General features: G+C 54.0%; 6 protein-coding genes. 5 read left to right on the top strand and 1 reads right to left on the bottom strand.

Annotation, left to right across the window (positions count from 1 at the left end; genetic code table 11):
* Positions 1–22 precede the first annotated feature (22 nt).
* On the bottom strand, positions 23–3,574 hold the full coding sequence (locus T360_RS15555) for a discoidin domain-containing protein (RefSeq protein WP_081772821.1): 3,552 nt from the start codon (positions 3,572–3,574) through the stop codon (positions 23–25).
* A 115-nt stretch (positions 3,575–3,689) separates the two neighbouring features.
* Here T360_RS15555 and T360_RS0114035 point away from each other — a divergent pair, with 115 nt between their 5' ends.
* From T360_RS0114035 to T360_RS0114055, 5 genes are read left to right on the top strand one after another with little or no spacing between them, the layout of a single operon-like run.
* The gene (locus T360_RS0114035; protein WP_028913336.1) at positions 3,690–5,060 is read left to right on the top strand and encodes an alpha-L-fucosidase; all 1,371 of its coding nucleotides are present in this window, start codon (positions 3,690–3,692) and stop codon (positions 5,058–5,060) included.
* 26 nt (positions 5,061–5,086) lie between these two features.
* The gene (locus T360_RS0114040) at positions 5,087–7,363 is read left to right on the top strand and encodes a GH92 family glycosyl hydrolase (protein WP_255326933.1); all 2,277 of its coding nucleotides are present in this window, start codon (positions 5,087–5,089) and stop codon (positions 7,361–7,363) included.
* Positions 7,364–7,372: 9 nt separating this feature from the next.
* Positions 7,373–9,178 (top strand): alpha-L-fucosidase, encoded by a 1,806-nt coding sequence (locus T360_RS0114045; protein WP_028913338.1) that lies wholly within the window; start codon positions 7,373–7,375, stop codon positions 9,176–9,178.
* A gap of 2 nt (positions 9,179–9,180) precedes the next feature.
* Entirely contained in the window at positions 9,181–11,532 is a 2,352-nt protein-coding gene (locus tag T360_RS0114050) for a glycoside hydrolase family 3 N-terminal domain-containing protein (RefSeq protein WP_028913339.1), read from the top strand.
* Complete coding sequence (locus tag T360_RS0114055) at positions 11,532–13,703, top strand: GH92 family glycosyl hydrolase (protein WP_028913340.1); 2,172 nt, start codon at positions 11,532–11,534, stop codon at positions 13,701–13,703. Before T360_RS0114050 ends, T360_RS0114055 begins: the two co-directional genes overlap by 1 nt.
* Positions 13,704–13,730 lie beyond the last annotated feature (27 nt).

Consider the following 13,730-nt stretch of genomic DNA (forward strand, 5'->3'; position numbering starts at 1 on the left):
AAAACTGGAGGAGATTTCTTTTTTAGTTAATCGATGTAACCTCAATGACTGGACTCTGACCTCTACCATCCTCAGCCTTCCACTCGATGGTGACAACCTTCTGTTCACCAGGCATCAGGGTGAAATAGTTATCGCTGTAGATAACAGGCAGAATCTGCTCGCCATCGGCACCCTTCAGGTTGACACGCAGGAAAGGAGCCACTGTCTTACCCGCATTCTTCAGAGTGACAACAGCCTTGGTGCCAGACACCTGAACACGCTGCTGCAGCGCAGGTTTTGGTAAGGTGTTCAGCGCACGATAATTCTCGCCGTGCGAGCGGCCATCGGCCGAGTGTTTCTCTTCACGACCCATGATATACTCGTTCTCAGAAATCACACCCTGCTTATCTGCGAGCGACAAACGCAGGAACCAAACGTCTGATGGCGCCTGAGCCTGCAACTTAGACAGCTTCACGATAGCCTTGGTGGTATCCTCGTGGCTATTGATGCGCAGACGCTGCTGGCGCACTTTCTTACCATTCAAATCATAAACAGTCACCAGAGCAGTGATACCAGCCACATCACCAGCCGAGTGGTTCACCACCTCTACGCTGTCAGTCAGCGCATTATACTGGATGTGCAGAGGCTCGCAGGCCTTCTTCACACCAAAGTAGGCAGCTGTTGGGTCGAAATAATAGTCATAAGTCTGCCAAACCATTGATGGCCAACAGGCATGACTCATCCAGATGAGCAGTCCGGCGCGACTCTTGCTGGTGCTCTCGTACATACCACGATAGCCGTTGTAGTTGATGAGCTGTGCCCAGCGTGTAAACTCCTCAGCACTCGAAGCCTCACCAAAACCTTCTTCCACCAGTCCATTAAACTCACGGGCGCGCTGTGCTCCCAGCAAGGTATAATCATGCATACCCCACTGCACACTCTGTGGCCAGAGAGCATCAGGACTCAGCGTACGACTGAGACTCTCGATATTCATCACATTAGGCATACCACGCTCAGTGTGTATCTTGCCACTCTGACGAGAGAAGTACTCCTTCATAGGCAGTGCCCAGTATGGACCATGACCACTCACGCCATCATCAGCCGAGCTTGAGATAAACTCCAGACCAGGCGACAGTGTGTGAACATACTCACGCAGCTTGCGATCGATAGCCTCAGGTGGGAAGCCCTCGTTACGACCTACCCAGATGCCGATGCTGGCATGACTGCGGATGCGGCGCAGATAGTCCTGTGCATTGCTCAGGAAGAGCACGTCGTCAGCAGGATCAGGTCCGTCGGCAGGGTTAGCCAACCAGAAGTCCTGCCATACCATGATACCATGCTTGTCGCAAGCCTCATAGAAAGCCTCGTCGCCAATCTGTCCCACCCAGTTGCGAATCATCGTGCAGTTCATCTGTTTGTGATAACCCACAGCGATATCGTACTCACGCGAACGATACAGCAGGTTGTGCTCGTCGAAGCCCCAGTTACCACCCAGTGGGATGAAGCGGCGCCCGTTGATATACATGATGAGCGAATCCTTCAGTCCCTCATATTTCATCTCACGGATACCAGCCTGGTAGTTGATGGTAGAAGCCACGCCGTTTTCAGGCGTAAAGGTGAAGCCAGCCTCGTAGAGAAAAGGCTCACCATAACCGTTAGGCCACCACAGGCGGAAGTCGCTGCTTGTCAACTGCTTGTTGCAGTTAGGACAGAAGCTCACCTCCTGCTCCGTATTGGCAGGCAGAGTGACAGTCTGCTCAAACTTCACATCACCAATCCAACCTGAGAGAACACCTTTCACGGGCTTGTTGTCGCTATTGCGCAAGAAGACAGAAGGTTTCACTTTTGCAGTCTTACCATCTTCAGAAAGCTTGGTGTTGACGTATGGATCGCTCAGCGTTACATTGCCAGTAGAAGTAAGATAAACCTCATTCCAGATACCCACCTCGCGGCCTCGAACGGTAGTAATCCAGTCCCATCCAATCGTAGCGTGGAAGGTAGGATTATCAGCACCCAGCAGTCCGCCGTTCAGCTGTGTGGTGTTGCGATCTTTCTCCTTCACAGCACCAAAATACTTATTGCACTCCACTTCTACAGCCAGGAAGTTCTGACCCTTGCGGAGCAGCCCCGTGACGTTGAACTTACCACGCATAAAGGCACCCTCGATGCGACCCAAGCGCTGACCGTTCAGATACACGGTAGCCTTCCAGTTGATGCCATCGAAGTTGAGCCACTGCTGCTCACCATCAATCTGCTCTACGTTGAACTCCTGACGATACCAGAAGTTAGAACGGAAGTAAGATTCTGATATCTGATTTACATCGTCGGCATAGTTAGGATTGGGCACAGCACCGATATTCATAAATGATGCCAGCACCGTACCAGGAACGGTAGCAGGAATCCAGTTCTTACTATCATAATCAGCAGTAGCAATCTGCTCGCCACGAGCCTTCACCTCAGAAGCACGCTGCAACTGCCATAAGCCGCCACTCAGTTCGTAGCGTCCATTCTTCATACCAGCCAAAGCATGTGGCGTGTAAACCTGTTTCTGGTTCGACAGCACCTCCAACTCACGCAGGGCATAGCAACCAGCCTCGCCGGGCTCCTGCAACAACAGACGCACAAAACGCGCTGTAGCCTTTATATTCACGCGATCGGCAACATCAGCCACCTTTATCCAGGTTTTGGCGTCGTCAGATACCTGAATGATTCCCTTTTTAGGTGCATACAGCCAATCCATTGAAATCTGCTCGATTGGCAGACTCTTTCCCAGGTCGGTATATATCCACTGCTCGCCACCACCATTGCTTATCCACAAGCTGCTGAACTGCTGCGAAGGCAACAGCTCTACATAGTCGCCGATGGCATCCTCGAATTTCAACTCATACACATCCCAGTGGGCAGCACCTTCCATATCCATCACCACACGCAGGTGCTGGGTGCATACGGGCTTCTTAAAACGTATGGTCTCATCCAGCGTGCGTGCTGGCAGCAGACTCTCTTCTGTCTGCTTATTAGGGTCGGAATGCAACTTATAATGCAGCGGCTTACCAGGCAGTTTGCTGCCCTTCAGCTCGCCAACCACGCGCCAGTCTTTACCATCATCCGAAACCTCGCAGCGGATGCTGTAGCCCTTGGTAGCCAGTTGGTCGTTATAAGCCATCATACCCATCACTCTCACACCCGATGTGGTCACCTTCATAGCCCCACTGTAGTCATACTGCAGCCAGGTTTTCTCACCCATCAGGATATTCTTCGAATAGGCACCACCATCGATGGCCCATTCAGCCTCTATGCGAGGCAACACCCCATCCTGTGTTGACACTTTCAGCAAAACAGGAGCTGCATCATTGCAGATACCATCTGTAGCCAGATGCGCTGTGTGGTTATAGTCGATAGCCGAAGACGCCCACGCAGCCCTGTGCAGCGCCACGTTGGTCAGTTCGCCACCATTGTCCACCCAACTCACTTGGGGAGCATAATACTCACTTGGGGCACCAGGATAGCATCCGATGCCTCGCGTGTATTCGGATTCATAGGGCGCAGCCACTGCGCACATGCCAATACACGAAAAAAGAACAGTTAGATACTTCATAATTGTCGTAGTTTCTTAATTTTGCGCACAAAAGTACAAAAAAAATGCATACGACACAAACTTTCGGCATTTTTTTACTAACTTTGCAGCCATAACTAATAAACAATTTCTATTCATGCAAATAAGAAGAAGAATTTGCCTGGCTTTAGGGCTGGCAGTGTGCCTGACGATAGGGGCACAGGATAACGAAATCCATCAACGTTCAGAAGTGTACGAGTGGCCTACCGACCAATTGGTTGTAAAGAATCTGAAGGCCTGGCAGGACCTCAAGTTTGGTGTACTTTTCCACTGGGGATTGTACAGCGTACCAGGTATGGTAGAGTCATGGGCTATCTGTGACGAGAACTGGATTACGCGCGACTCTACGCGCACTTATCAGCAGTATATGGACTGGTATTTCGGCCTGGCCGACGAGCTGAAGCCCACCAAGTTCGACCCCAGTCAGTGGGCCGAAGCCTGCAGCAATGCCGGTATGAAATATATGATTTTCACCACCAAGCACCACGATGGTTTCTGCATGTGGGACTCTCAGGAGACTGATTTCACCATCGCCAAGCACGCCTTTAAGGACGATGCCCGCCGCGATGTTCTGAAGCACGTGCTGGATGCCTTCCGCCAGAAGCAGTTCACCATCGGCACCTATTTCTCGAAGCCCGACTGGCACTCACAGTATTACTGGTGGGATGTATATGCCAAGAAGGGTCGCAACGTGAACTACCCTGTAGATCAGCACCCCTGGCGCTGGCAGCAGTTCAAGCAGTTCACCCATCGCCAGATGAATGAGATTCTGTCGCGCTATGGCAAGGTAGATATCCTGTGGCTCGATGGCGGCTGGGTGGCCAAGGAGAATCGCGGTCAGGATCTAGATATGCCTGAGGTGGCCCGTATCGCCCGCAAGAATCAGCCTGGCATCATCATCGTAGATCGCACCATCCATGGTCCTTATGAGAATTATCAGACACCAGAGCGCACCATTCCTGAGACACAGCTTGACTTCCCTTGGGAGAGCTGCATCCCTCTGACTGACGACTGGGGCTGGGTGCCTCGCCCACGCTTCAAGAGCCCTGAGAAGGTGATTGGCACCCTGATTGAGATTGTGGCCAAGGGCGGCAATCTGGTACTCGGCGTTGGTCCTACCCCAGAAGGACTCATCGAGCCTGAGAGCGTGAAGCGCCTGAACGCCATCGGCGCCTGGCTCAAGCAGAATGGAAAGGCTATCTACAACACCACCATCACCCCTCACTACAACGAGGGCAACGTATGGTTCACCAAAGCCAAGGACGGCAGTCGCCACTATGCCATCTACCGTCTGGAGGATGGCGAGCAGTTGCCAGCCACCATCAGCTGGAGCGAGCATCTGCCTAAGAAATCCATCCGTTTGGTCAGCAATGGCAAACGCTTGAAATACAAGGTACAGGGCAACCGCGTAACCGTCAGCCTGCCCAAACAACCAGCGCAACAATCATTAGCATTCGAAATTGACTAATTATATTTAAACTAAACTTTGAACTTATGAAAATTATTAGCATGAAGAAGGCTCTCGTAGCCTTGTCGCTCCTCACCTGTCAGACCGTTGCTGTAGCCAAGCAGCAGCCTGTCGATTACGTGAGCACATTAGTAGGAACCGATTCCAAGTACACCCTCTCCACAGGCAACACCTACCCTGCTGTGGCCATGCCTTGGGGCATGAACTTCTGGGTAGCGCAGACTGGCAGGAACGGCGACGGTTGGCAGTACACCTATAGCTCCGATAAGATTCGCGGCTTGAAGCAGACCCACCAGCCCAGTCCTTGGATCAACGACTATGGTCAGTTCTCGCTGATGCCAACTGTTGGCGCGAAGGTGTTCGATGAGAAAAAGCGTGCCAGCTGGTTCTCGCACAAGGCCGAGATAGCCACACCTTATTATTATAGTGTATATCTGGCCGACTACGATGTGACTGCCGAGGTAGCACCTACAGAGCGTGCTGCCGTGCTGCAGTTCACCTTCCCTGAGACCAGCGAAGCCAACGTGGTGGTGGACGCTTTCGACAAGGGTTCGTTCGTGAAAATCATCCCTTCAGAGAACAAGGTGGTGGGCTATACCACCAAGAACAGCGGTGGCGTGCCAGCCAACTTCAAGAACTGGTTTGTCATCAAGTTCAACAAGCCCTTCACCAGCTGCACCACCGTTAAGGATAGCGTTTTCAGCAGTCAGCTGGAGATGACCACCGATCATGCTGGTGCCATCGTATCGTTCCAGACACGCCGAGGCGAGAAAGTAAGCGCTTGCGTAGCCTCTTCGTTCATCAGTCTGGAGCAGGCCGAGCAGAATCTCAGCGAGATTGGCAAGCGTTCTCTCGACGAAGTGAAACAGGCCGGCTATGAGCGCTGGAACGATGTGCTGGGGCGCATCGAAATCGAGGATACCAACATCGACCACCTGCGCACCTTCTATAGCTGCTTGTATCGCTCAGTGCTCTTCCCTCGCAGTTTCTACGAGATGGATGCTCAGGGCAACCCCATCCACTACAGCCCTTACAACGGCGAAGTACGCAAGGGATATATGTTTACCGACACAGGTTTCTGGGACACCTTCCGCTGCCTGTTCCCACTGCTCAATCTGGTTTATCCCTCGATGAATGTCAAGATGCAGGAGGGACTAGTAAATGCTTATCTGGAGAGCGGTTTCCTGCCCGAATGGGCCAGTCCGGGCCATCGTGGCTGCATGGTGGGCAACAACTCAGCCTCAATCGTGGCCGATGCCTACCTGAAGGGTTTGCGCGGCTATGACGCCAATAAGCTTTGGGAAGCCGTCGTCCACGGCACACAGGCCGTTCACCCCGAGGTGAGCAGCACAGGTCGCCTGGGTCACGAATACTACAATAAGTTGGGTTATGTGCCCTACGATGTAGATATCCGCGAGAATGCTGCCCGCACCCTGGAGTATGCCTACGACGACTGGTGCATCTACCAGTTTGGTAAGGCTCTTGGCAAGAAGAAAAAGGAACTGGCCGTCTATGCCAAGCGCGCTATGAACTATAAGAACCTCTATGATAAGGAGACCAAGCTGATGCGTGGCCGCCTAAAGAATGGTGAGTTTATGAAGCCTTTCAATCCCTTGAAGTGGGGCGACGCCTTCACTGAGGGTAACAGCTGGCACTACACCTGGTCGGTATTCCACGACCCACAGGGACTCATCAACCTGATGGGAGGCAAGGCATCGTTCAATCAGATGCTCGACTCAGTGTTCGCCCTGCCCCCCGTCTTCGACGATAGCTACTACGGATTCACCATCCACGAGATTCGTGAGATGCAGATTATGAACATGGGCAACTACGCTCACGGCAATCAGCCCATCCAGCACATGATCTACCTCTATGGCTACAGCGGCGAGCCTTGGAAGACCCAGTATTGGATTCGCGAGGTGATGAACCGCCTCTATAATGCCAACCCCGACGGCTATTGTGGCGACGAGGACAACGGTCAGACCTCAGCCTGGTATGTATTCTCAGCCTTAGGCTTCTATCCCGTTTGTCCTGGCAGCAACCAGTATGTCATCGGCACCCCCTACTTCAAGAAAGCCACCGTTCACCTGGAGAATGGCAACACCCTGAACATCAACAGTCAGGGCGAAGGCTGCTATATCCAGCAGATGACCCTTGGCGGAGCCGACTATCAGCACAACTATCTGAATCACGACCAGCTGCTGAAGGGCGCCAACATCCAGTTCAGCATGGGCACCACTGCCAACAAGCAGCGCGGCACCCAGCCAGAGGATGCGCCCTACTCGTTCACGAATGAACAATAATAACACAATATGAGAAAATCTATCTTACTATTCAGTTTTAACGTTTTACTACTCTCAGCTTCTGCACAGAAACAGGCTCCAGCACCCGTTGCACCCCTGCCCACGCCCCATCAGGTGGCGTGGCAGAAGCTCGAGACTTACGCATTTATTCATTTCGGCCCAAACACGTTTGGTAATCGCGAGTGGGGATATGGCGACGCCGCCCTCTCCGATTTCAATCCAGGCAAGCTCGATACCGAGCAGTGGGCCAAGACCATCAAGGCAGCAGGCATGAAGGGCGTTATCCTTACCGCCAAGCACCATGATGGTTTCTGTTTATGGCCCACCAAGTACACTGACTACAGCGTGCGCAACACCCCTTACAAGGATGGTAAGGGCGACATTGTGGGCGAGCTGGCAGCAGCCTGCAAGAAGCACGGTCTGAAACTGGGCCTCTATCTCTCACCATGGGATCGCCATCAGGCTTTCTATGGCACCCCACTCTACGTGGAGTACTTCTATGCCCAGTTGGAAGAGCTGCTCACGCAGTATGGCGAGCTCTTCGAGGTGTGGTTTGATGGTGCCAATGGTGGCGACGGCTGGTATGGCGGCGCCAAGGAAGTGCGCAAAATCGATCGCCGCACCTACTATGATTTCCCTCGTGCCCACCAGCTGGTTTACAAGCACCAGCCACAGGCCATCATCTTCAGCGATGGCGGTCCTGGCTGCCGTTGGGTAGGCAATGAAGAGGGTTATGCCGATGCCACCAATTGGTCGTTCCTGCGCATCAATGAGGTTTATCCTGGCTACGACAAGTACTACGAACTGACCAGCGGACATGCCGATGGCGACACCTGGGTGCCCTCAGAGTGCAACACCAGCATCCGTCCAGGTTGGTTCTATCATGAGAGCGAAGATACACGCGTGAAGAGCATCGAACAGCTCACCGACCTGTATTATCGCAGTGTGGGTCATAACGGCACATTCCTGCTCAACTTCCCTGTTGACAAGGACGGACTCATCCACCCCATCGACTCAGCCCATGCAGTGGATTACCACAAGCAGGTGGCAGCCGAACTGGGTCAGAATCTGCTCAAGAAGGCCAGCATCAAGGCCTCGAATGTGCGTGATAAGAAAGGCTTCGGCCCCCAGCACCTGACGGATGGCAACTACGACACCTACTGGGCCACTCAGGATGGTGTGACAGCTGCCACACTCGAGATTTCGCTGAAGGGCCAGCAGCGCATCAACCGCGTGATGCTGCAAGAGTATATCCCTCTGGGCCAGCGCGTTACAAAGTTTCACTTAGAGTATCTGGAGAATGGAAAATGGCAGCCCGTTCAGATCAAAGAGGCCACCACAACCATCGGCTACAAGCGCCTGTTGCGCTTCCAGACCATCCGAACCAAGAAGCTGCGCGTGTGCTTCGAAGAGGCTCGCGGCCCACTCTGCATCAACGGCCTCGGCGCCTACTATGCGCCCCACGCTTTGGAGAGCTATCAGCAGCAGGAACTCCATGTGAAAGGCTTCGACTTCAAGGTGAGCGCACAGGATAATCGCACCCTCACCTTCGACCTGGGCAGCATGCGCCAGATACGTTCGCTGCACTACAAACCCGCCAAGACAGGTATGATTTCGCACTACGAGATATGGGCTGGCAGCACCCCCGAAACGATGAAGCGCATCGCTGCTGGCGAGTTTGCCAACATCCGCAACAACCCCATCATGCAGGACGTGTATTTTGCTCCTGCCGACTGCCGCTACGTGCAGCTCAAGGCCGTACGCCTCGTCAACGAATCAGAACCAGCAACATTCGATAAAATCATCATCCTCTAACAATGAAACGAATTATCCTATCCACGATGGTGTGCTGCCTGGCACTTAACCTTCCAGCAGCCACCAAACACAAGCCGAAGGAGAAGCTGCCTTACCAGAATGCGCAGCTCAGTGTTGATGAGCGTGTGAACGACCTCATCAGTCGCATGACCCTCGAAGAGAAAGTGGGTCAGCTATGTTGTACACTCGGCTGGAACTACTACACGATTGATGGTAAGAATGTTGAACCATCCGAAGTATTCAAGATTGACATTGCCCAGAGCAAGATTGGTATGGCTTGGGGCACCTATCGTGCCGACCCTTGGACGCAGAAATCGCTGGAGAACGGCCTGAACCCCGAACTGGCAGCCAAGGCAGGCAATGCCCTCCAGAAATATGTGATTGAGAACACCCGCCTGGGCATCCCCCTCTTCCTGGCCGAAGAGGCGCCTCACGGACACATGGCCATCGGCACCACCGTGTTCCCCACCGGCTTTGGTATGGCCGCCACCTGGAATCCTGAACTCATCGAGCAGGTAGGACAGGTGATTGGTCGCGAGATACGCTTGCAGGGCGGACACATCAGCTATGGTCCTGTGCTCGACCTGGCCCGCGAGCCCCGCTGGTCGCGCGTCGAAGAGACGATGGGCGAAGACCCCGTACTGGCAGGCGAGTTAGGCGCCGCTATGGTACGCGGTTTGGGCGGCGGCAAACTGTCGAACCCCTGGAGCACCATCGCCACCCTGAAGCATTTTATTGGTTATGGCACCACAGAAGGTGGCCAGAACGGTGGCATCACCGTAGCCGGCAATCGCGAACTGCGCGAGAGCTTCCTGCCACCTTTCAAGAAGGCTATCGAAGCAGGCGCCCTGTCGGTGATGACCAGCTATAACTCACTCGACGGTATCCCCAGCACCTGCAGCAAGGCACTGCTCACCGACCTGCTGCGCACAGAATGGGGCTTTAATGGTTTTGTGGTGAGCGACCTCTATAGCATCGACGGTATCTATGGCACCCATCGCGTGGCGCGCAACAAGCAGGAGGCAGGTATCATGGCCCTCAAGGCTGGTGTGGATGCCGACCTGGGCGCCTTTGCCTTTGCACAGCTCACAGACGCTGTTCAGAAAGGTCTGGTGGCCGAAGCAGATATCGACGTAGCTGTAAGACGCATCTTGAGAATGAAGTTTGAGATGGGGCTGTTTGAGCATCCTTACGTAGATGCCAACAAAGCCAGGAAGCAGGTGCGCAGTGCAGCCAACAAGGAAGTGGCGCTGACTACTGCCCGCCAGACCATCACACTGCTCAAGAACGAAGGCAGCATCCTGCCCCTCAACAAACAGCAGAAAGTGCTTGTTTGCGGCCCTAATGCCGACAATGTATATAATATGCTTGGCGACTATACCGCACCTCAGGAAGAAGGTAATGTAAAAACCATCCTGACAGGCATTCGTGGAAAACTGCCCGCCGCTCAGGTGAGCTACGTGAAGGGCTGCGCCATCCGCGACACCACCCAGTCGGACATTACCGCAGCCGTTGAGGCAGCCCGTCAGGCCGATGTGATTGTTGTGGCAGTGGGCGGTTCGAGCGCACGCGACTTCAAGACCAGCTATAAGGAGACAGGAGCTGCTGTGACAGACAGTAAGACCATCAGCGATATGGACTGCGGCGAAGGTTTCGATCGCGCCACCCTCACCCCATTAGGACATCAGATGCAACTGCTGGAGGCCCTCAAGGCCACAGGCAAGCCACTGGTAGTGGTATATATCGAAGGTCGCCCCATGGACAAGAGTTGGGCCGCCCAGCATGCCGACGCCCTGCTCACAGCCTACTATCCTGGTCAGGAAGGTGGCACAGCCATTGCCGACGTACTCTTTGGCGACTACAACCCAGCCGGCCGTCTGCCAGTATCAGTAGCCGCCAACATCGGTCAGCTGCCTGTATATTACAACAAGAAGCCACCTATGCCCCACGACTATGTAGAGATGAGCGCTCGCCCATTCTATGCCTTCGGCTACGGTCTGTCGTACACCACGTTCGAATACCACAATCTGGAGGTGAAGAAGACAGGCGACACCCAGTTTGAGGTGAGCTTTACCATCACCAATACAGGCAACTACGATGGCGACGAGGTGGCCCAGCTCTACCTGCACGACGAGTTTGCCTCTACGGCTCAGCCCATCATGCAGCTCAAGAAGTTTAAGCGCCTGTTTATCCCCAAGGGCGAGCAGCGCAGCGTGGTGTTCTGCCTCGATGCCGACGACCTCTCTATCGTCGATGCCAACATGCAGCGCGTGGTAGAGCCAGGCGACTTCACCCTGATGATTGGTCGCAGTTCAGACAACATCGTTCTTAAAACTAAAATCACCGTCGAATAATGAAAAAGCTCTTTTTACTGTTCACTATTCACTGTTCGCTATTCGCAGCTGCCCAGCAACCTGTGGACTATGTGGACCCCTTCATCGGCACCACCAACTACAGCGTGTGCAATCCGGGTGCCGTGTGCCCTCATGGCATGATGAGTGTGGTGCCCTTCAATGTGATGGGCAGCGACCTCAACGTCTATGACAAGGATAAGCGCTGGTGGTCGGCACCTTACGAGTATAACAACAAGTATTTCACAGGCTTTGCCCACGTCACTCTGAGCGGTGTGGGCTGCCCCGAACTGGGCACACTGCTCACCATGCCTACCACAGGTAAGCTGGATGTTGACTATCGCCACTATGGTTCGGAATATAGTGAAGAACAGGCCACACCAGGCTACTATGCCGTGAGCCTGAAGAAATACGGCATCCGCTGCGAGGTGAGCGCCACTCTGCGCTCGTCGATAGAGCGCTTCACCTTTCCTCAGGGCGAAGGCCACATCCTGCTCAACCTGGGCAACGGTCTTACCAACGAGGTGGGCGGTATGGTGCGCCGCGTCAGCGATACTGAGATTGAAGGCTACCGCCTGCTGGGCACCTTCTGCTATAATCCCCAAGCCGTGTTCCCCATCTACTTCGTGATGCGCGTCAACAAGCGCCCCGCCTCGGCAGGCTACTGGAAGAAGCAGCCCCCGATGGACGGACCAGAGAAAGACTGGGACTCCGATCAGGGCAAATACAAGCTCTACACCACCTATGGCAAGGAACTGGCAGGTGATGATGTGGGCTACTACTTCAACTACAACTGTGCCGCAGGCGAACAGGTTGAGGTGCAGATGGGCGTATCGTTTGTGTCGATAGAGAACGCCCGCGAGAATCTGCAGCAGGAGCAGCAGGGATTCGCTTTCAATGCCACACGCCAGCAAGCCCGCCAGCAGTGGGCCGAGACGCTCAACCGCATCAGCGTGAAGGGCGGCACCGAGGCCCAGCGCCGCATGCTCTACACAGCCCTCTACCACACCCAGATTCACCCTAACATCCTGCAGGATGTAAACGGTCAGTACCCCAAGATGGAGAGCTTCGAGATTGGCCATACTGATGGCAACCGCTACACGGTTTTCTCACTCTGGGACACCTACCGCAACGTGGGCCAGCTGATGACGCTACTCTACCCCGAGCAGCAATTGGACATGATACGCTCTATGATTGAGATGTATAAGGAATGGGGCTGGATGCCCAAATGGGAGCTCTATAGTCGCGAGACGTGGACGATGGAGGGCGACCCCGCCATCCCGTTTATTGCCGACGCCTGGCTGAAAGGTTTGCGCGACTTTGATATCGATACCGCCTACGAAGCCTTCCGCAAGTCGGCCACACTACCTGGCAAGGACAACAAGATGCGCCCCGATGCCGACCCCTACTACAGTCGTGGCTACGTGCCCATGGGTCAGTATGCTGCCGACATGTCGGGCGACAACTCCGTATCTCATGCCCTCGAATACTACATTGCCGATGCCTCATTGGCCAATCTGGCCGAAGCCTTAGGCAAGAAAGCCGATGCCAAGCGCTTCCGCCAGCAGTCGTTGGGCTATCGTCACTATTACTCTAAGGAGTCGGGCACGCTGCGCCCCATCAACTACGATGGCACGTTCCTCAGTCCGTTCGACCCTAAGGATGGTGCCGACTTCTCTAACGCCCCAGGCTTCCACGAGGGCAGCGCCTGGAACTACACGTTCTACGTGCCCCACGATGTGAAAGGTCTGGCGCGCCTGATGGGTGGCAACAAGCAGTTTGTGAAGAAGCTGCAGCGCGTGTTCGACGAGGGCCTCTACGACCCCGCCAACGAGCCCGACATAGCCTATCCTTTCCTCTTCACCTATTTCAAGGGCGAGGAATGGCGCACGCAGAAGATTGTGCGTCAACTCATCGACAAGCATTTCTCTGACAAGCCCAATGGCATCCCAGGCAATGACGACTGCGGCACCATGTCAACATGGCTCATCTTTGCGATGATAGGTCTCTATCCCGACTGCCCAGGCTCACCTACGTATGCTGTTACTGATCCTGTGTTCGACGAGGTGACACTGCATCTCGACAAGCGCTACTACCCGAAGGGGGAGATTGTGCTGAAGGCAGGAGAAAAGCGTATGCGTCACCGCATTACGCATCAAGAATTGAAAAATTGAAAAATTGAAAAATTGAAGAATTGAAAA

Origin of the sequence: Prevotella sp. MA2016 (genome assembly GCF_000619825.1) — a bacterium.
In the GTDB taxonomy this organism is placed as follows: Bacteria; Bacteroidota; Bacteroidia; order Bacteroidales; family Bacteroidaceae; genus Prevotella.

Coding starts and splice junctions, on each gene's coding strand:
- T360_RS15555 (WP_081772821.1), bottom strand. CDS start 3,574: ATGAAGTATCTAACTGTTCTTTTTTCGTGTATTGGCATGTGCGCAGTG.
- T360_RS0114035 (WP_028913336.1), top strand. CDS start 3,690: ATGCAAATAAGAAGAAGAATTTGCCTGGCTTTAGGGCTGGCAGTGTGC.
- T360_RS0114040 (WP_255326933.1), top strand. CDS start 5,087: ATGAAAATTATTAGCATGAAGAAGGCTCTCGTAGCCTTGTCGCTCCTC.
- T360_RS0114045 (WP_028913338.1), top strand. CDS start 7,373: ATGAGAAAATCTATCTTACTATTCAGTTTTAACGTTTTACTACTCTCA.
- T360_RS0114050 (WP_028913339.1), top strand. CDS start 9,181: ATGAAACGAATTATCCTATCCACGATGGTGTGCTGCCTGGCACTTAAC.
- T360_RS0114055 (WP_028913340.1), top strand. CDS start 11,532: ATGAAAAAGCTCTTTTTACTGTTCACTATTCACTGTTCGCTATTCGCA.